The following is a 19,152-nucleotide window of genomic DNA, read 5'->3' on the forward strand; positions in this document are numbered from 1 at the left end:
ACTGTTCGTGAAAATTTGATCGCATTTGTAGCCCGGTCGACCGCCCAAGTCTTCCGGGCTATTTTATTTTTTGTCACCACAAATCTCACTAAACCAACGCCAACGGGTTTTAATGCAATAAATATTGCACATTGCACCAGTGAAAATAACCGCACAATAGACAAACAAAATTACCCAGCAACTCCAAGGTGTTGCATATGCCACCTGGCATCATCGATTCTCAGTAGAAAAATACTGCAATAATCATTGACCGCGCGCCGACAATCAATAAAATAACGTCTTCGCTGAAAAAAGATGCTAGTTTTAAGCAGGAGTATGCTCGCCCAGCGAACTTGCAGCGAGCAAAAATGGAGAGCGGAATGTAAAAACGGAGCAACCCCCCTATTGGAAGCTTGCCCCGCTGGTGGGAGCTGACGCTACCCGACTTAGACACTCGAAGTATCGTCAATCCCCCGCCCGCGGTCAAGTTTTTGCGCCCAATTTTTTCTGATCTCGCAAGTCGAGAGGGTTTAATGCGCCCTTTTAATTTGCGAGCGGAGCGAATCATGCAAAACAATCCGCATGCCGCCGTCAGTCCGATGGCTAGGCAGGGGATTCATCATACCCCAGCACGACAAGTGGTTCGGCCTACCGGCGGAATTTTCCGCGGCCGTTTCCCTTCCCGAAAGTCAGGCAGATCAGTGGCCTTCGAGTCATTGATCGAGCGTGACGCCTTGCTTCTCTTCGAGTTCTCTCGCGGCGTAATCAGCTATCGAGAGCAACCCTACTCGATCTATTACCTGTTCGACGGTAGATCGCGGAAGTACACACCGGACTTTGAACTCACTCTTGCCAGCGGCGCAGTGCTACTCATCGAGGTCAAACCAGAGGAAAAAGCGCTCGCGCCAGACGAAGTGAGGCGGCTGCGGCGAATCGAGGAACATTTTTCCGAGCTAGGCGTGCCATTTCGGGTTTTGACGGACGCCCAGATTCGTAGCGGCGGGCTTCTGCCTAACCTGAACGCGTTGTTCCCCTATCTAAGCAAACCAATGTCAGGGCTTCAACGACGACTGGCCGTGGCACCGCTCCTCCACGAGCCGTCCCTGACGGTAGCACACGCCCGCGTTCGTCTCGGATCGACCGCGGAAGTTTGGCGATTCCTTGCTCAAGATCTACTTGCCTGCGATCTGCGTCAGCCGTTGAGTGAATTGACTGCTTTGTCCATACAAAACCGTGAGCCGAGTGATGAAGAACTATATTTTTAAGGTTGGAGTGTCCATCGTTCTGGACGATCAACCTCATAGGATCGTTCATCTCACCGCGGATGGACTCGCGCACCTAATAGCGGTGTCCAACGGCGCATTAGCGGTGACATCAACCTCAGAACTGCAGAGGCAGTATCAATCTGGCCGGCTGCGCTTTCTGGACGAGCCCACGAATATCGGCGATCCGGTGCCATCACGGTTGGGGCGTCCGCTGTCAACGTTCCCTAACCGTGTCCGAGAGAACGCTCTCCGAAAAAAGAAGTACCTTGACATGCTGCTCGCTAGCGGCCCGATAGTTTCGACGCCGGCTGTGCTTGCGCCGCTTATTCAGGAATGTGCGCAAGAATTGAACGACCCCTATCCGCCGAGTGCCATCAGTGTTTACAGATGGGCTCGCAGCGTTTCGCGAGCAGACGGTGACAATAGAGTGTTGATTGATCGGTTCGACCGTCGAGGAGGCGGTGGCAGCAGGTTACCTATTACGAGCCTGAATTTGCTGCAGCAATCGATCGACTCGATATACATGGCGCGGGAACGAGGCTCCGTAACTGACGTGTGTGCTGACCTTCGCTACCGAATAGATCGCGAAAATGAATTTCGCAGCGAGAACGAGAAGGTTCGAATGCCGAGCCTCGCCACCGTGTATCGGGCGATACGCTACCTTGACGCATTTGATGTCGAGGTGGCCCGCCGCGGAAAGCGCATAGCGAACATCACGTTTCGCACGACTGGCCGCGGCGTCCATGTTGAGCAAATCCTCGAGCGCGTCGAGATCGATCACTCACCTCTGGATCTTTTTGTGATCGACGAGAGGACAAAGCTACCCCTAGGCCGTCCGACGGTAACCATCGCACTAGATCGGTATTCAAGAATGCCGGTCGGTATGCACGTCGGATTTCAGGGGCCCTCAGTCCACGCCGTCCTCCGGTGCTTGCGGCACGCGATAATACCGAAGGCTGACCTTCGAGAGCGCTATCCGGATCTGCAACACGACTGGCCGTGCCATGGAAAAATTCGCGAACTAGTCTGCGATAACGGACTAGAGTTTCACAGCGACGAACTGAAGAGGGTTGCGTTTGAGCTGGGCATGATCGTAACGTTTTGCCCAAAACGCCAGCCGTGGTTCAAAGGTGCCGTAGAACGCTTCCTGAAAACGTTGAATTTTCAGTTTGCGCACGCGCTGCCTGGAACGAGTTTCGCTCGATGGTTTCATCGAGAAGATTACGACCCGCAGGAGCAGGCATTGATCACGTACGATCAGCTACTGCATGTCCTGACGCGTTGGATTGTTGACGTCTACGCACACTCCCTCCATCGAGGAATCAAAACTACGCCGCACGAGAAATGGGTTACGGGAGCGACGCGTTTTCCGCCGGTGCTGCCGCCGAGCATTGAGGACGTCGATATCACGATCGGGGAGACGCATACTCGAACGCTGTCTCATCATGGCATTGAACTCGACAACTTGCGGTACAACGATCCCGCACTTCTGCAGATCCGCAGTAAACATGGGCCTCGAGTCGCGGTCGATATCATTTCGTACTTCGATGACGTTTCACGCATTGCGGTCATCGATCCCGACACCAAAATCCCCGTCATCGTGCCGGCGCTTGATCAGGAATACGCGAGCGGTCTAACTCGAGAGCAACACAGATTGCTTTGCGCACGCGCGCGCGAAACTGGCAAAGGGCTAGTGGACCAAAGTACCCTTGCGCAGGCGAAAAGCGAAATCCGAATGCTGGTTTCCGAGTTTGCCCTGAGCAAATCACAACGAAAGCGACAAAAGAGCGCGGCGTGGCGCGGTATCGGAACAGAAGCAGCGGACATATTCGCAACGCCGGTTGACAAAACAGCCCGCAAAAAGCCGGAACCTCATATTGAGAAGCAGTCGGCCGTACCGGTGTCCGAGCTGCCAAAGCTGGTCGGCTTGCTACTGGATAGCTCTCCAAGCGGAAAGGTTTCCACATGATTGATCGACCGTTTTCCGATGACGACTATGCTCGGATGAAGGAAGTAGAGCGCATTCTCATTCCTCATCGGCAATTTAAGGATGTGGTTGCGCGCTTACAGCACGTCCTTGATTTATCACGACATGGTGCAGATCCACGTCATACCCTTCTTGTAGGTGAGTCTGGCACGGGAAAAACATGGATCGCTCGTTATATCCGATCGATCCTTCCGGAATCAGAAAGCGAAAATACCCACATCAAGCCAGTCCTCGTTGTCGAAACTCCAACGTCGCCGACGTTGAAGAGCCTGGCGCAGGCAATACTTGTTGCACTCGGAGATCCACTGGCCAGCCTTGGCAACGCTGAAGTCAAACGGCTACGGGCGCTTGCGCTTATGCGTCAGTGTCGGGTCCAGATGCTCATCGTTGATGAACTTCAACATTTTCTCGACCATGGCTCTCACAATTCACCGCAATCGGTAGCCGATTGGCTCAAGAGCTTCGTTGAAGATGCGCGAATACCGTGTCTGCTAATGGGCCTGCCAAGATCAACCGCAATCCTCACACTTAACGAGCAACTTCGGCGCCGATTTTCAGCTCGCATAGAACTTGCACCTTTTTCAATTGAGCGAGAAGAGGAAGAGATAGAGTTCCGAACAATACTGAATGCCTTGGATGAAATGCTTCCCTGTCAACGTCGCTCAGGCCTTGCCGAGCCTGAAATCGCACGTCGGATATACATGGCAACCAACGGCCTTATCGGATACGTCAGACGGCTCACGACCGGGGCCTTCGAACTGATGGTGGCTGCGAACCAGCCAAGTATCGATCGATCCTTGTTACAACAGGCCTTCGTTCAAGAGATCTGGCGCGGCGGACAGAACGAGCTAAATCCATTTCATCCGAAATTCTCGTTTCGTCGTCTGGATCAACCAGGCGAACCGTTTTCGCCCACAAGCCGCCGAGGGGAAACTCGCGGCACGCGACGCCGTTAGTAAAGGATCATTCGTGAAAGCGCAGTTGATCAACCTCCCACAGACGCATCCCTTCGAGAGCGCCCAGGGCTTTCTTCTGCGATTGGCGGAAGCTAACGCGTATCCTGCCGTCGAATGGTTGCAGCGCATTGACGGTCTTCACGTTCACCTTCGTGATCTCGTGGGTACCGCCATTTTTGGATTTATACCCAAATGGCTCGGGGAATTCGGCACGCCTGTCGTAGCTCCGCCAGAGTTTGACCAAAAATTCTGTCTTGGCCGGCGAGCAAGATGCTGCGTCGCGTGCTTGTTAGCGACGCCGTACTGGCGAGCAATATGGGAACATCGGTTATACGTCGCATGCCACGTACACGGCATGGAGTTGGTTGAAACATGCCTTGCGTGCGGAAGCACGCTCTGTTGGAGGCGAGCGTCGATGATGAGATGTCGCTGCGGAAGTGAGATTTCGTCATGGGAACAAGTCGAAGCGAGTCGCTCCAGCGTCGACGCCGCTCACCACATTTGGCATGCATTTGTGCAAGCGGCCGGCGTGCAGGAGGACACGGCCGGACGACGGGTTAGCGCGCTTGAGGATCTCAGCTTGCCCTCTATTGCGTCGTTGATTTCCCACCTTGGAGCGACGACGGATACGACCGAGTACATGTTGACGCCCAAAGCGTGGCGCAACCTTACGTTGTCGGAAACTTCCCGACTAATAGCTGCGGCCTATTCACGCTTGACCGACTGGCCATTTAAGTTTCACGACTTCCTTCGGGAGGAAGAACGCTCGATTCGAGATGCCGCCGAAACCTCGCTGCAATCGCCGCGCGTGCGCCGACTAAAGAAGTTCTTGTTTCACGACCTTGCGCCCGATCTGAACTTCCTTCTCGACGGCTTCCGGGGATACATGCGTGACCAGTCCATGGATACTCTGGACAGGCGCCGCCATTGGGCGACAGTTGACGACATTCAATCGCAGGCATATATCACCGCAACCGTTGCCGCTCGTCAACTTGGAATCCGGGCTGCGACCCTTCATGCTTTGGCCAGACGGGTCGGCGTTACGGAGATCCCCAACCCGGGAGGCGTCCGACGGCACTTCACCCTAATCAAGCGGACCGCCCTTTCGTCGCTTAAGCAAGAGCTCGCGGATGAGATCAGCCTGCGGACCATGAGCTTACTTCTTGGAGTTTCGATGCCCCGGGTAGAACAGCTCGCTGACGTAGGCATGCTGAAACGTAGGACCGTGACTCATGGACTGATCTCGACGTCGCTTTTCCGGCGTAGCGAGGCGTCGGAGTTGATCGATAGCGTCAAAAATTGCGGCGAAGCCGTGGCATGTCCAGATCGCGAGATTTCGTTCGCCGAAGTCAGCAAATATTTTTTGTCGCAGCGAGCAGAATTCGTATCCCTCATTCGCGCAGTACAAGAGCAGCGTATCAACTTGAGGCGATGGGATGAGAGTGCTCGAGGAATCGCCGGCGCAATTTTTGGACGAGAGGAATTCCTCAACTGGCATCGACAACAATGTTGCGTCGGGGGCGTGACAATTCCTGAAGCGGCAGTTCATCTTCATATCAAGCAAGAAGTTGCGTACCACTTAGTAAAATCGGGTCTATTAAAAGGACGGGTCGCCATTCGCGGTCGACGAACTGTCACTTTGATCACGCCAGACGCCCTATCGGACTTCGAACAGCGCTATGTGTCTGCGGTCGAGCTTGCTAAGGCTGCGTCTCTATCGGTTGGGACGGTTATGGCAATTCTTTCTGACGTCGGGATAGCGCCGATTTGTGGTCCGCAAACGGACGGCAGCCGCCAGAACATCTATCGCCGTGGAGACGTCGAGCTTGCTTCGGACGCGCTTAACACTTCTGCCAAGGCCTGGGTGGAGTATAAACAACCGTGAGCGGCTGCTCGGCCCGATGGGCGAACAAACTGCAGGAGGGAACGCGTGGGCACTTTACATCCATGGGAGCGGCGAATCTTCATCGACACAGAGTTTACGGATATCACGGCGCCGTGCCTGATAAGTATAGCCATGGTCGCTGAGGACGGGCCTGAGTTCTATGCGGAGCAAGCGCACGTGGATAGGAATGCTTGCAGCGCTTTTGTGCAGGCCAGTGTGTTGCCTCAGCTAGGCGCAGATTCGACGCGGGTAATGGAGCCAGGAGCGTTGCGTGACGCGACACGAATCTGGATGTCAATGTTCACCGGACTAAAGCAGCGACCCGTGATTTGTTACGACCATCCCGTTGATCTGCAACTGTTGTGGGAGCTGCTCGGCGGACGAACAGCCGGATGGAAAGCAAAGCTCGTCAGTTCACGAATTGATCCCGTCATGAAGGAAGAGTATTTCCGAGCGCACGGCGGCCGTCATCACGCTCTTCATGACGCACGCGCGAATAGAGCAGCGTATCGATAGCGCAGGACCACGCATATTTCCGCCCAGTCGTCGAACTGCGGTGACGTGACGACACACAATGACCAAATGCAGTCGAACACACCCTGCGACTAGCAGCATGACGCAGACGCTCAAACACTCATGTTTTCACTCGCTCTGCCGTAATATAGTTGGGATATAAAAACTGGACAACCTGTGGCGAAATATTCGATTAGGGTCGGCTGGAAACGTCTTGCGGAAGAGCGCTACTACAAGGCGCTGGAGTTGACCCTGTAATTCCGGACACAGCATCACACTAAGGTTGCTGAATCCATGGCGCGACGAAACGCTCTCGGCGAGCGGTAATTCAATGCGCTATGGGGGTGCTTCTCGTTGTAATGCTCGAAGGCGATGGCCAGGTTCCGCGCGGCAGTTTCAGCGTCCGGCTTCGGCATGAACGCCACGTAATCGCGCTTCATCGTTTTCACGAAGCTCTCGGCCATGCCGTTACTTTGCGGGCTGCACACGGGCGTGGTCAACGGCTTCAGACCGATATCCACGGCGAACCGGCGCGTCTCGTCGGCCGTGTAGCCCGAACCGTTGTCGCTCAACCACTCGATTTCGGATGGCGTATGCAACGCAGCACCGAAGCGATTTTCCACCGCAGCCAGCATCACGTCACGCACAATGTCGCCGCTGTGGCCCGCCGTTGTGGCCGCCCAGCTCATCGCTTCGCGGTCGCAGCAGTCCAGCGCGAACGTCACGCGCAACGGCTCGCCGTTGTCGCATCGGAACTCGAAGCCGTCCGAACACCAACGCTGGTTGCTACGCGCCACGGCCACCTTGCCGTCGTGTCGTCGCTGAGGGCGAGATGGAACCGGTCGCCGCGCCATCAGCAAGCCATGCGTTCTCATGACGCGATAGACGCGCTTCGCATTGAACACCTGCAGCCCAATGGCCTGTCGCTCTTCGCGCAGCACGCCCCAGACGCGGCGATAGCCGTAGCTCGGCAAGTCGCCGATGATCCGGCGAATTTCCTCGACTACGGGCGCATCATCGGTTTGCCTGGACTTCCGGCCATCCTGCCAGTCGGCGGGACGCGCAAGGTGTGCCGAAACGTTCGAGCGCGACACACCGAGAACTTCGCAGACCAGTTTCACTGCTCGTCCCCCGGCAACAATGGCGCGTGCGCTATCCATTTTTTTGCTCGGCCATATTCAACTGCTTCGCGGAGAATCTCGTTCTCCACGGTCTTTTTGCCGAGCATCCGTTGCAGCTCACGAATCTGTTTGAGCGCATCGGCCAGTTCCGACGCCGGAACCACTTCTTCACCCGCTTTGACCGCTGACAGGCTCCCGCCCTGGTACAGCTTGCGCCAGTGGAACAACTGGTTCGGGTTCACGCCGTGCTGCCGAGCGACCAGCGAAACGGTTTTCCCCGGCTCGAAGCTCTCGCGAACCATTGCCATTTTTTGTTCCGCCGTCCAGCGCCGCCGACGCTCCGGGCCCGTCAACACATCCATCACTTCTTGCCTGGTGTTAGTCAAAAACACAGTCTTATGCCTACCCGTTATTTTAAGTGGGAGACTGTGTCCGGTGTTTCAGGGGGCTGCTCCAGGCGCTTTTCGACCATCTCAAAAACTCGACGCTTGTAGTTGCTCTTGCCGTAGCTGCCGCGAAGGTTTTTTCGGCTCATGCGGCCAGCATCATCACCATCACAGGAAAGGGCTTAGCCATTTTGTTGGCGACAGCACTTTTTATCGGCTTCTTCTCGTTACTGTGGTACAACACATGGTTTTACATTAGACAGGTCTTGTTCCCTCAACTTGCGATTGAGCAAACCCGTCCAGTGGTTAAGATGCGGATCCGACTTAAGATTAGGGCGAGGCGACCGCGCTACAGAAGATTGGTGACATGGCTTCGGCGATACAGAAGCCATTTGGCTATTACCGCGCTCATAACGGCGCTTTGGGGATCGGAAGTGTACGCATTCTTCTCCTCTATGGATCATCTCGGCTCCTCTGAAGCAAGCGCGCCGGCCGGTGCACGCGAAGCTACGGACCAACTGCATCAAGAACCTTCCTCGTCATACGGCGGGAAAACGCGACCATTCCCGAGTCAAAACCGCCTTTCGATCAATAGCATCCGATGCTAGAGAAGTCGAAGTGCTGAGTCGACTGCACTGTCTGTCGTGACGTTTATCGAGTTTGGGGCAAATGCCCGTATCAACGTGAAGTGATCACTCAATGCACATAGCAAATTTCTCAGACTTACACAACGCATTCTCGAAATACCGTTCTGACAATCGTTGGATGTTCAGAGGGCAAGCTCGTGCAGAATGGCCTGTAATACCTAAGGCGGGCCGCGCACCGTACGGCGCTGCGAATGATCTGGTGAACCTCGAGGCATGGAAGCGGCGTGCGATGGAGTTCCTAGAAGTCGAGCCCGCTGACGATTGGGAATGGCTTGCGCTCGCTCAGCATCACGGTCTACCCACCCGATTGTTGGACTGGAGCTACAACCCACTTGTAGCGGCATTCTTTGCGTCGCTTGAAGAGACACTTGCGGATGGTGCAATTCATTGTCTTTTGCCGCATTGGGCGATCAAGCCAGAGCATGCGAAGCCGGGAAGTCACCCGAATGTAGCGCGTTACAAACCTCGGATAGTCACGAGCCGCATCGCAAGGCAAAGTGGCTTATTTACCGCACACCCGGATCCCAAGGTCCAACTTTCCGAATGCTTAGACCACCGCGACCGTTACGAAGTACACACGATTGCTTCACACTACAAGCGGCAACTGCAGTTCGAGCTGAATCACTACGGAATTAATCGCCTGACGTTGATGGGAGACCTCGACGGCCTCGCAGCACACATGCGCTGGACCCAGGAAAATAGAGGGTACTGGACAAATCACGACGAATTCATGCGGGAACTGAACGAACACATTACAAATCCTCCAATTTAAGCGAAGCCTTCCGGAATACTGTGGATGATAGGCGCGACGCCGAGATCGATATGCGTTGTCATCCCATCAACCTCTACCCTCTATCAGGGGCCGCCAAGCACCTTCAACGCCGCGGTTTTTGGATCTCCATAGAAGATCGAGTCAACGTGCTCCATGATGTCGGCGCTGACATCCAGGAAATTCCGCTTGTTTTCGATCGGAATCAACGCACGCTTTGCACCGTTATCTTTTGCAACCTGGAGAGGTTCCGTGAGCGAGCGGAGCGGCTTGATGTTCCCTTGCACGCTCATGTCACCAAGAATCAGCAGGGCCGGGGTGACCGGCGTCTTGCGCAGTGCCGAGTAACATGCGACAAAGAGCGCGACCCCCAGATCGGCTTCGACTCGGTTCGCAAGTAGATCGATTACCTCAACATGGAAGTCGGCGACGTCAAAGTCCCGAGCTATCCCGAGCTCCGACTTCTTTGTCTGCAGAAAACTGAACGCACGCTGCACAGACTCCTTCATGGCGCCCGATATGCCACCCGCCAGCCTGAGCTTGCCGGTGCCATTCGACATGGACACCTCCATGCGGTACAGACCAACGGTTCCGTCCGCGGTCACACCCGCGGTGTAGGCCGTGCCTGGCGGCAGCGGATCGATCGAGATTAGATCGCGTCCACCCTGCTCAGGCACACCAACGAATTTTTCCTCACCGGTTTCCTGCAGCGTATAGCTGAATGAGGTGTGGTAGTACTCGAAGGAGCCCATCTTCTTGAGTTGCTCCTTTACCCGTCGCCGCCCCTCGAGCGCCAGCTCAAGGATTTCGCCAAGCTCCTCGTGAGACACCTCACCGTGCGGATACAGGATCTTCACAAGCCCGGAAACCGTCTTGCGTACGGCCTTGCGATCACGAGCGTTGAGGTGAGCTCCCAGTGAGAAATGGCGGTCGATGATCTCGGTGAAGTTGTGCTTCCGCATCTCGCGGAGTGCCTCGGCGAGATAGTCAACAACAAATCCGTAGTGATCCGTGAAGAGGTCGTTCCGCATCTTCGGGATCTCCCAACCCGGGAGGTAGAAGTGCAGGCGGTCGATGAAGGCCATGTCGTCGCGGATGATATCCGGCATCGGCGCGAACAAATGACCCGTTTGGACCATCACGTCGACGGGCTGATTCGTGTTACCGAACATAGCGATGCTTGCGTCGCCGGAGACTGCCTCCTGCCCACGCTGAAAGGTACCCGACTCGCAGTAAGTCTTCATCGTCGTGATGACCTCCTTCGGCATCTTCTGGAGGTCGGCAACCTCGTCGAACCCGACGACGTCCCAGATCTGAACCATACCCTTCTGCCGACCGTTCATGTGGCCAAAGAGGTTGGCCACCGTAGTGCCGCCGGTGAGCAACGCCGAGTACGGAGAAACCTCCTGCACGACATAGCTCTTGCCTGTACCACGTGGACCGAGCTCTACGAGGTTGTAGTTGCGCTCCGCAAGCGGGATGAGACGCACGAGGAAAAGAAGCTTCAGGCGCCGCGACATCTCGTCTGGCTCGTACCCCATACTGCGCATGATGAGGTTGATCCACTCATCCGTCGTGAACTCGCTACGAATGCGCCGGTACTCTTCGAGATCGAAGGTCGCAATTTGGATGGGCGTAAGCTTGTCGATCCAGAACGGGTTTTTGCCACGAGACTCCTCATCGTACTCGAAGCGCATGTCGATCTGTGCCCAGACGCCGCCCATCACGAGGCGCTCGTAATCGCGGACGTAGTGCTCCGGCACGTGAACGTTTTTGTGGCCGAAGTTCGTGACCTCAGCCCAGTAGTCCGAGTCGACGAGACGCACCTTCACCTTGTCGATGAAGGTGTGACGTCCGCGGTCCTTGACCATCGACTGCGCCTTCATCGATTCGTCGGAGCGAATATAGTTGTTGGCCAGCGTGTCATTGACCACTTGCAGGCCCATCTGGATCGCGACCTCGTCGCTTGAGGCGCAGTATTTTCCGAGGAGAAACTCGAGTACAAAAACCGGCACGTTGGCGCCGACCTTCACCTTTCGGACAAGGTCCTTGCGCACGACCTTCCCAGCAAACAGCCGATTGACTTTGTCATCGAGCGCGTCTCGCATCGGGATCACTCCGTTGCTCATTGCTTATACTCCAAGTCGAACCGGGATGTCGGTGGGCGAGCGGTAAAGCTCTGCATCGGTTGCCGGGTCCTGCACTACAACGCGCAAAGCGGTGGCGCTTTCATCGCTCAATATGAAGGCAACGGTTACCTGCTTGTTGGGCTCGAGCTCAATGGTGCCCGTGGCGTGGTCAATTTGCGCGTCTACCGCCATCCCGATAACCCCCACCTGCTTGCCGGCTGCCATCAGCAACGGCCGAACTTGAACAGCCGTCGCGTCGAGCAGCATCTGCTTAGCGCCATAGACAAACGTAACGCTAAAAATGCGGTTTGTAACGACCTCCGGGAGCCCTGTCGCTTCGATTGGGCCCGCCGCAAGTCTCGTCAACTCACGTGTTTTCGTGCGTACGGTCAGCACCGGGACGACCAGCTCCTGGAGCGTCGGCCCGCCGTGGTGGAACGCAAGGTCACCGCCCGCCTTGAAGACTCCCGACGCCGCCGGGAATACGAGCTCGAGGTCGGAGGCGTAACCGAGGGACGAAGCCGAAACACGCACGCAGCCGGGCGGCGTAGCGCCGCCCCGTCCAATCCAGCAACGCCGATGTAGCTCAACTGTGTCACCGCCTGGGGCGTCTGTGCGCATCGACTCGTCGCGGTCGCTAGCGAAGAACAAATGGCCGTGATCTGCGCTCACCACAGCGTGTTCGATGCCTGCAACCGCGAGCTTGCGAATCGCGCGTGCAATATTGTCGATGACGGTGTCCATCACCTGCCGCGCCTGGAAGGTGAAACCCGTCTCGCCAGCATGGTCAATTTCTTGCGAACGAACGAAGACGACTTGTGCGCCGTCAAGCTTCTTCGCGAGCTTCGAAGGCTGGAGGCTCAAGAGCTCGTCGAGCGTCAAGTCAGCTAGGCCTGGCACGCGCGCAGCTGCGTGCTTTTTCCTGCTCGCGAGGTCAGGCAGGAAGCTGTCATCGATGTGGGCGCCGAGCTTTCCGCCTTGCTCGATAACTGAGAAGCTTGCAGATGCTCCGGGCTGCAGTGCCGCCATGCCGATAGGCGTGATGCTGGGCAGCGCACCGACGGCCGCGCGAATAGAGACCTCGGAGGTCTTCGACAGGCGCTCGGCGAGCTCTGCGCCCATCTCGAAGCGCATGGCGTCGACGAGGAAGTAGGCAACGGGCTTCGGTCTGCCGGCGACGACTTCGTTCCAGATGTGTGTCTGGTAAAGTGCCCCGGGGACGGTCCACCCGGCCTTGATGAGCGCTTTGGTGAAGCCCTCGGCCATCGCGTGGCAGGCATCCTCGTGGGCACGGCGGACAACGCCTAGCGGGCGCTCCTCGGGTTCCTCGTCGAGGTTCGCGACCCACGCTTCTAAGCAACGCTGGGCCTGATCGAGACGGAACCAGCCATCCTTCGACACGTACGCCTCCAGCCAAACGGCCGCATCCCCTGAAGTCTTGTTGACTGCGTTTCTTACTTCCACGGCCAAGTTACCCAGCTCAGCCATACGCCGAATGGCTTCCCACTGGGCCTTCCGGCTGACGTCACGGTCAAGCCAAAAGCATTGCGCACGCTCGACAATAAGTTCCAGCGCGTCACAGAATCTACCGTTCGAAATGAGGTCGCCCGCATGACGAAGCAGAGCGCGCTCCTCGAAGCGGAAGGTGTCGATGGCACCAAGCCCACCGGGCGGCAGCATCGCGTCTTTGAGACCCAGCTCGTCTTCGACTCGGTCAGCGAGAGCCGCGTACGCATCTGGAAAGCTCATGCGAAGGCGCCGCGCGAGCTCGCACACAGCAACCTCATTATCCTTTGATGGGGGCTTGGGGACGCTGTCAAAGGAAATGGGCGCGTCGCATGATAGGTCGAGACGGAACTCCCCAGCGAGCACATATCGGAGCGTGATAGCGCGCAGTTTCGCGAGCGGCGCATCCAGCTGCAGCTCGAGCCCGAGACGCGCCTTCACGAGTTTCGTCAGCTCGCGCATTGCTTCCTTGCTGATGATTTCCACATCACGCGCGTCGCTCACGAGCCAAGTGGCAAGGAGTGCATCATTGCTGCTTGTATCGTGGAAAATGCTTCTCAGAATCGAAGGAGGCTCTACTGCGGAGTCTCCCGCCGCGGCGCGCGCGAGATCCTCGTAGGATACCTTTCGATCAAAGGGCAGCATCTCATCAACGACGCCGAGCGTGTACTTCTGAAGGAGAACATTCTTCGCCAACTGCTTGAGCTGCGGCTCCCACGTCATGCCGGCCTTCTCCAGCTCCATCAGGACGGAGGCGTGGCGGTTTCGGACAACGTTCGGCATGTAGATGATGACCGCGCCTGGAGCATCGTTGCTAACGTATGGCTCGACCACTGCACGCAGCTCGAATACCGATCCGGCGTACTCGGCAAGGCTCGTCGTCATGCCGCCGACACTAACCAGGACAGAATCGCTTGCTCTGCGAGGACCGCCGCGCACTTCGTCGACGAAGGACTGGAACTCGCCGCGCTCATCGTACCAGACGACAACGCAGCGGGACTTAAGCTTGTCGGCGAGCTGCTTCGCCACGTAGTCGTGAAGCGGGTGCATCAGGCGTTTCCTCTCTCGGTTGCAGTCTTGCGGCGATCACTACGACCGCGCCCGGCATTGCCAGTGGCGGTAGGAGCTTCGAGCAGGCCCTTGAGCGCTGACTTCACGGCGGACGAAGTGCGTTCTTGGACGAGCTCTTCTACACTGCGCGTGGGTGTTGTCCGCGCGCTCCACTTGCCGTCAGTTCCCTCAACCCAAAACACGTCCTCGAGATTGTGCGCAATTGCGAGACTCCGGTCCGTCGTGCACTTTGGAATCACGCGCTCCGGCCAGAGGTGCATCGCGACATGTGCCCAATCGTACTTGCCCTCGCAGAGCGCATCCCAAATGGACTTGAGTTCCCTCTGCCAGGATTTGTTCTGCGGGACGAGCCGCCAGAGCGGTGCAAAATTGACGATGACTCCGTCATCAAGGTTCGGCTTCCAGAGCGAAGCGACGCGCTTCACCTCTTCTAGGAAGGCGCGTAGTTCTTCCACGAAGCTCTCCTGCGCGGCCAGCTCCTTACGTTGGGCGGCAGTCGCTCCGTCACGCAACTCGCTTGCAAGCGACTCAAGGCGTCTTTCTTCGTGCGCGAGCTTCGGCACAGCGTAGTCGTTCTGGACGCGGAAGAAGGTGTCATTGCTAAACGCGTGGATGTAGAGCCACACCGAGTAGCTCGCTGTGGGTGTCGCGAGCTGCCAGTAGATCGGCGCCTTGCGACGACTCTTCGAGTACATCTTGATATGCAGCGGGAAGAATTCCTTGGCGAGCCACGCGCGGAGGTTCTCTGGGGCGTCGACGTTAACGTGCTCAGCGACGGCGCGAACTCGCGTGGCGAGATCGTCCGCGTGACCTTCGTCATTGACGAGGATGTCGGCACGGTCCGCAGGCTCGTCGCTCTCGGGATACATACCTGGTGAGCGGAAAGGCTGCGGATCGAAGGGCTCGGGTTCTGATGGAATCGCACGTTCGCCCGTGGCGAGACGCGGATCGAAGCGCCCGAAGGAAACGCCGACGAGCCAGGACACCAACGAGTCCAATGTCTGAGCAACCGAGTCATCGTCACCCTCTTCGACCGACTCATCGTTCTCGTTGACTGCGACGTCTCGGACCTCGGGAGCGTCATCATGCACCGAGACGGTACCATCGAGTCCGTAGAAGGAGCAGGCGAGATCGTCGATTTCGTGGCGAATCTTGGACAATTCGTTTGGGAGACCAGCGAAATCGACGCCAGCGACCCTTTCGTTCAAGCAGAGTGGGAGCACGAACGCGTGCGATGCTTCGTTTATGGTGTCGCGCAACCTCGCCTTGCTCCAAGCAAGGCGTGCCAGCTTTGCAATTCGAGACTCATCCTCAGCAGTCATCTCCGGCATCGGAGTACGAGAGACCGCACCAGTTTCGTAAGACTTGGCGAGGTCAACACGAGCAAGTTGCAGTTCGAGCAGACGCTGGAACGACATGGAGTTGAGAAGGGCGCATGTCCCGAGTAAGGAGTCGGGCGACTGACTCGGTGTAAAAATGGCTGGTCCTTTGTCTCCGAACACGCAGTTGGACGGAAGGACTCTTACAGCGAAATCCGTAGCTCGACGCGACCACGTGAGACCAGCGAGCCCGTACTTCGAGTAGTTCATTGTAATTCTTGACCAGTGCGAGTTGTCGTAAAGGGTCTCTGCCCAACTCTTGAACTCGGCACCGTCGCCCCCCCATCGAATGCACAAGTAAACATCTGCGTAGAACGCGTTGGCCGTTCCTCCCTTTGCCAACCCGAACCAGCTTGCGTGGTTGCCGATTGGGGTCTCCCAGTGCAGACGAAGAAAGCGGAAGTTGTCGGCCGTCGCGATTCCTTGACCTGCAAACCGCCCCGTTTCTTCGAAGGAAGGGAGATGGGCAAATGTGCGCACCAAATCACCGGCAGCCCAATATGCCAAGGGCGAGCCGGGAATACGCAGCAGATCTTGAACCGAGCGAACAAAAACAGTTCGATCGTCTACCGGTACCGACGCGCAAAGAGGTTTGAGCGCCAGCGCCTTGTCCTGAGCTCCATTGAGGCGGAAGAATATGCTCATTGTCTGCGCTCCAAACAGTACGCAGCAGTCTCAACCATTGCGCTGTCGAGCACGCCTGCACCGAGATCGGCAAAGACGCGGAGGTGCGCATCCTTCTGCAGCACGTGCTCTCGCCAGTTTTTGAACCCAGAGAGGAAGAATCCGGTTCTCGAGGTAATCGCTCCCAGCATTCCGCCCGGAGGAGTCAGCTCCAGCCCACGCTCGACGAAGGCGCCGTATACGTCGTCCTTGCTCCGTGCGTAAGCCTTCCAGAGAGCACCCTTGGCCTTTGCGGTTATCGCCCCGAACGGCGGATTCATAAGCACAACATCGAACTTCTTCTCAGCGATGCTGAGCAAACCAACTCCCTGTGCGGCATCGCCTAGAAAGAGCCGCCGGCGTGTACTCGCACGTCCACCCTCGTCACTGACGAAGCGTGCGAGCGCCGCGCGAATCCGCTCTTCGGGGGGGGCAAAGAGGTCGCCCGTTTGGCCTCGCTTTCCTTGGCGTGCGACGAGATGCTCCACACGCAAGAGCAGCCCCATGTCTCCGGCTAGACTCAACGACTCGACGAGTGCAGTGAACACGCGCCCTAGCTCGACGTCACCGAGCTTCTCGACGAAATCCTTTGCAATCTGCTCGTCGGCCACGAGCGGTTCGGCCACGACGATGTTCGACCTGCAAATCTGCGCCCGATCCGCACGCCCGATGCCGAGGTCGTGATACGCCTTCTGCGCACGCATCCACAGGGCGAGCTGGGCGATCTGCGCGCAGCGCGGGTCGATATCGACACCATGGAGGTTCTGCGCAAGGGCCAACCCCGGAATTGCCTTCCGAAGTGCGTCGATGCTCGGGTAGTCCTCCGCGATTGTGCGGCCTGTAGCTTCGCTCTTGGGGCTTTCGGGGTCGGTATACGCTTCCTCGTAGATGGCGAGCAGAAGGTCAAAGGCGTAGAGCAGGAAGTGCCCGCTGCCGCACGCCGGGTCAAGCACACGCAGGTCTCGCGGATCCCTCTTCGCGCGCGGCGCAAACTCCTCGTCGGCTTTGCGAACTAAATACTCGCACCGATCGGCAAGCGCGGTCTTCGTGGCGCGCATCTCGTACCAGGTGCGTCCGAGCGTGTTGTCGGTTAGGAATTGGACAACGTACCGGGGCGTGAAGAATTGGTTGCGAACAGCCAGCTCGCGACTGTTGCGCGGCGCTTGGCTCTCCTCACGCATCTTCTTGCGCTCATCTTGGCCGTTGAAGAACTGGTAAACCCAGCCGATAGTCTCGTCCTCGCCCCACACGTTGGCGAGCTCGGTTACGTTCAGGATCTCGAGGAGCTGCTCGAAGCTCGCGCGCTTCGGCCAGAGCACACTCGACGGGTCGCGGTGGTCGAATAGTACCTTCACCTCAGTCGACAGCTCGTCGAAGAGGGACTCAATGTAGAGCCGATAGCCGGCGCTATTGGGCAAGAGCAGCAGCCCCGGCGCCATGCCACTGTACTCAAGGTAGCCGGCGGACTGCTCGCCCTTGGTGATGCACTCTTGCACGAGCGCGCGCGCCTCCAGCATCTTGAGCGCGACGAAGCGATTAAGTGTGGTGAAGGCAGCGTCACGCAGGTAGTCCGCGACCGAGTCCGGAGGACTCGTCCCGGTAGCACGCTTGTGCTCGATGGCGGCGACGATGCGCTCACGCTGGAACGCTTGGCGGGCGGAGAGATGACCGCCAGCCTTCGCGGACACCTCACCATTACGGTGTACGTCGAATTCGCCCTCGAGCTGAGCGGCGAAGTCCTCCTCAAGGAGCGTCCTCGCCCGCTGGGTCGCGCGTTCGATGGCGTTGCGTGTGTCCTTGTCCATGTCAGGGCTCCCCGGTTTCGGATTCGGCGACGGCGGGCGCCGCAGACAATTCGATGAATCTCTCAGCGAACCACCGTACTCTCGCAACGCCCTCTGTCGGCGCCTCAGCGAGCGGAGTCTGAAGGTGTTTGCCAATTTTCGGCAGCAAGAGCACCAACAGCACATCTGACGAGTTGCGATCTAGTCTGAACCGCACCGATCCCTCTGAATCCATCCGCTGCGCGAATGCGTCAAGCGCTGCTTGTGCAGAATTCGTCATCGGTTCGTGCAGATTAAGCAGCTTCCGAATGCTGTCGGGGCTAAGTAATCGAATAGGTAGGAGCGATTCGAAAAGCGCCCCGGCGTTGCGGGCGAACTCGACCTCCGGAAACCAGCCGCGCAGCCGCGCGACAAAGTCGTATACGTCGCTAAACGTGCCACCTTGCTCCCGCTGCCGTCGTTCGGTTTCGGCGAACAGGCTCGAGATAGTGCCGTCACCCATGCGCACCGATTGGCCAAGCATGACCAGGAAATTCCGCTCCTGCTCTGATAGCGCGCCAGCGGCCGGCTTGTATCCAAGATCGTGCTCAATCTCGTTCCAGACGTGAGCCATCATGCTGCAAACCTGCACCTCACAGGGAACATCCATAACATTGGCATACGTGCCGACACCGTCGCCCTTAGTCAAGAACACCTCAACGTGGCTCGCGCGATAAAAGTTGCCGGGGTCGTCGCGGTTCTTGTCCTTACGCTCATGGGGTGGCCGCTGATTGCCGGCATCGACGAACCGCCGACAAACAAGCTCCACGACCTGCTCCTCGTGACGCTGCTCGTAGGTCGCAATTCGCACCGCGGCCAGATCACGAATCTGCTCGAACACTGCATCGACGTCCGGAATCGTCTTCTTACCGTTGGCGGCGAAGCGGCGCAGCTTGCCCTCGAAGCTCTTTGGGCTCTTGGCCCGGGACGTGACCTGGGCACGGATGGCGTTTCCCTCAACGATCTCGGAGCGGCAGATCTCGGCGACGCGCGCCGCGAGCTTGAGGTAGCGGTCGTACTCGCGGTGGTAGCGCTGAACGGCCTTCTTGATGGTGTCATCAGAGATGGTCATG

12 protein-coding genes are annotated in these 19,152 nt (G+C 57.5%); 5 read left to right on the forward strand and 7 right to left on the reverse strand.

Annotated features, from left to right (window positions below; genetic code table 11):
- The first annotated feature begins 545 nt into the window (after positions 1 to 545).
- The 3 genes from PI86_RS15655 to PI86_RS15850 are packed head-to-tail and all read left to right on the forward strand — an operon-like array spanning position 546 to position 4,187.
- The gene (locus PI86_RS15655) at positions 546 to 1,244 is read left to right on the forward strand and encodes a TnsA endonuclease N-terminal domain-containing protein (RefSeq protein WP_161792347.1); all 699 of its coding nucleotides are present in this window, start codon (positions 546 to 548) and stop codon (positions 1,242 to 1,244) included.
- Positions 1,225 to 3,213, forward strand: coding sequence for a Mu transposase C-terminal domain-containing protein (locus tag PI86_RS01860; protein ID WP_082012102.1), 1,989 nt, complete (start codon positions 1,225 to 1,227; stop codon positions 3,211 to 3,213). Before PI86_RS15655 ends, PI86_RS01860 begins: the two co-directional genes overlap by 20 nt.
- Positions 3,210 to 4,187, forward strand: a complete 978-nt coding sequence (locus PI86_RS15850) for a TniB family NTP-binding protein (RefSeq protein WP_082012103.1) — start codon at positions 3,210 to 3,212, stop codon at positions 4,185 to 4,187. Before PI86_RS01860 ends, PI86_RS15850 begins: the two co-directional genes overlap by 4 nt.
- Before the next feature lie 7 nt (positions 4,188 to 4,194).
- On the opposite strand, the gene PI86_RS01865 is transcribed toward PI86_RS15850, so the two are convergent.
- On the reverse strand, positions 4,195 to 4,431 hold the full coding sequence (locus PI86_RS01865) for a hypothetical protein (protein ID WP_039318141.1): 237 nt from the start codon (positions 4,429 to 4,431) through the stop codon (positions 4,195 to 4,197).
- A 396-nt stretch (positions 4,432 to 4,827) separates the two neighbouring features.
- Between PI86_RS01865 and PI86_RS01870 the strand changes: the two genes are divergently transcribed.
- Positions 4,828 to 6,072, forward strand: a complete 1,245-nt coding sequence (locus tag PI86_RS01870) for a hypothetical protein (RefSeq protein WP_152608019.1) — start codon at positions 4,828 to 4,830, stop codon at positions 6,070 to 6,072.
- A gap of 785 nt (positions 6,073 to 6,857) precedes the next feature.
- On the opposite strand, the gene PI86_RS01875 is transcribed toward PI86_RS01870, so the two are convergent.
- A protein-coding gene (locus tag PI86_RS01875; RefSeq protein WP_152608020.1) for an IS3 family transposase occupies positions 6,858 to 8,068 on the reverse strand; the annotation gives its coding sequence in 2 pieces (ribosomal slippage) (positions 6,858 to 7,753 and positions 7,753 to 8,068; 1,212 coding nt in all).
- A 789-nt stretch (positions 8,069 to 8,857) separates the two neighbouring features.
- On the opposite strand from PI86_RS01875, the gene PI86_RS15860 reads away from it, so the two are divergent.
- Positions 8,858 to 9,511, forward strand: coding sequence for an FRG domain-containing protein (locus PI86_RS15860; protein ID WP_161792348.1), 654 nt, complete (start codon positions 8,858 to 8,860; stop codon positions 9,509 to 9,511).
- Positions 9,512 to 9,594: 83 nt separating this feature from the next.
- Here the strand turns inward: PI86_RS15860 and brxL are convergent, their stop codons facing one another.
- The 5 genes from brxL to PI86_RS01905 are packed head-to-tail and all read right to left on the reverse strand — an operon-like array spanning position 9,595 to position 19,151.
- Positions 9,595 to 11,637: a protease Lon-related BREX system protein BrxL gene (gene brxL, locus PI86_RS01885; protein WP_052319348.1), complete on the reverse strand. Its 2,043-nt coding sequence runs from the start codon at positions 11,635 to 11,637 to the stop codon at positions 9,595 to 9,597.
- 3 nt (positions 11,638 to 11,640) lie between these two features.
- Entirely contained in the window at positions 11,641 to 14,193 is a 2,553-nt protein-coding gene (locus tag PI86_RS01890) for a PglZ domain-containing protein (RefSeq protein WP_039318152.1), read from the reverse strand.
- Entirely contained in the window at positions 14,193 to 16,238 is a 2,046-nt protein-coding gene (locus PI86_RS01895; protein WP_152608021.1) for a hypothetical protein, read from the reverse strand. The genes PI86_RS01890 and PI86_RS01895 overlap by 1 nt, the downstream gene beginning before the upstream one ends.
- Positions 16,235 to 18,061 (reverse strand): SAM-dependent methyltransferase, encoded by a 1,827-nt coding sequence (locus tag PI86_RS01900; RefSeq protein ID WP_039318156.1) that lies wholly within the window; start codon positions 18,059 to 18,061, stop codon positions 16,235 to 16,237. Before PI86_RS01900 ends, PI86_RS01895 begins: the two co-directional genes overlap by 4 nt.
- A gap of 1 nt (position 18,062) precedes the next feature.
- On the reverse strand, positions 18,063 to 19,151 hold the full coding sequence (locus tag PI86_RS01905) for a GTP pyrophosphokinase (protein WP_039318158.1): 1,089 nt from the start codon (positions 19,149 to 19,151) through the stop codon (positions 18,063 to 18,065).
- Between the last annotated feature and the right edge of the window lies 1 nt (position 19,152).

Source organism: Burkholderia sp. A9 (genome assembly GCF_000801975.1).

Bases quoted from the DNA above. Each gene is read 5' to 3' on its own strand.
- PI86_RS15850 (WP_082012103.1), top strand. From the start codon at position 3,210: ATGATTGATCGACCGTTTTCCGATGACGACTATGCTCGGATGAAGGAA.
- PI86_RS15655 (WP_161792347.1), top strand. From the start codon at position 546: ATGCAAAACAATCCGCATGCCGCCGTCAGTCCGATGGCTAGGCAGGGG.
- PI86_RS01890 (WP_039318152.1), bottom strand. From the start codon at position 14,193: ATGCACCCGCTTCACGACTACGTGGCGAAGCAGCTCGCCGACAAGCTT.
- PI86_RS01860 (WP_082012102.1), top strand. From the start codon at position 1,225: ATGAAGAACTATATTTTTAAGGTTGGAGTGTCCATCGTTCTGGACGAT.
- PI86_RS15860 (WP_161792348.1), top strand. From the start codon at position 8,858: ATGTTCAGAGGGCAAGCTCGTGCAGAATGGCCTGTAATACCTAAGGCG.
- PI86_RS01900 (WP_039318156.1), bottom strand. From the start codon at position 18,061: ATGGACAAGGACACACGCAACGCCATCGAACGCGCGACCCAGCGGGCG.
- PI86_RS01895 (WP_152608021.1), bottom strand. From the start codon at position 16,238: ATGAGCATATTCTTCCGCCTCAATGGAGCTCAGGACAAGGCGCTGGCG.
- brxL (WP_052319348.1), bottom strand. From the start codon at position 11,637: ATGAGCAACGGAGTGATCCCGATGCGAGACGCGCTCGATGACAAAGTC.
- PI86_RS01870 (WP_152608019.1), top strand. From the start codon at position 4,828: ATGTTGACGCCCAAAGCGTGGCGCAACCTTACGTTGTCGGAAACTTCC.
- PI86_RS01905 (WP_039318158.1), bottom strand. From the start codon at position 19,151: ATGACCATCTCTGATGACACCATCAAGAAGGCCGTTCAGCGCTACCAC.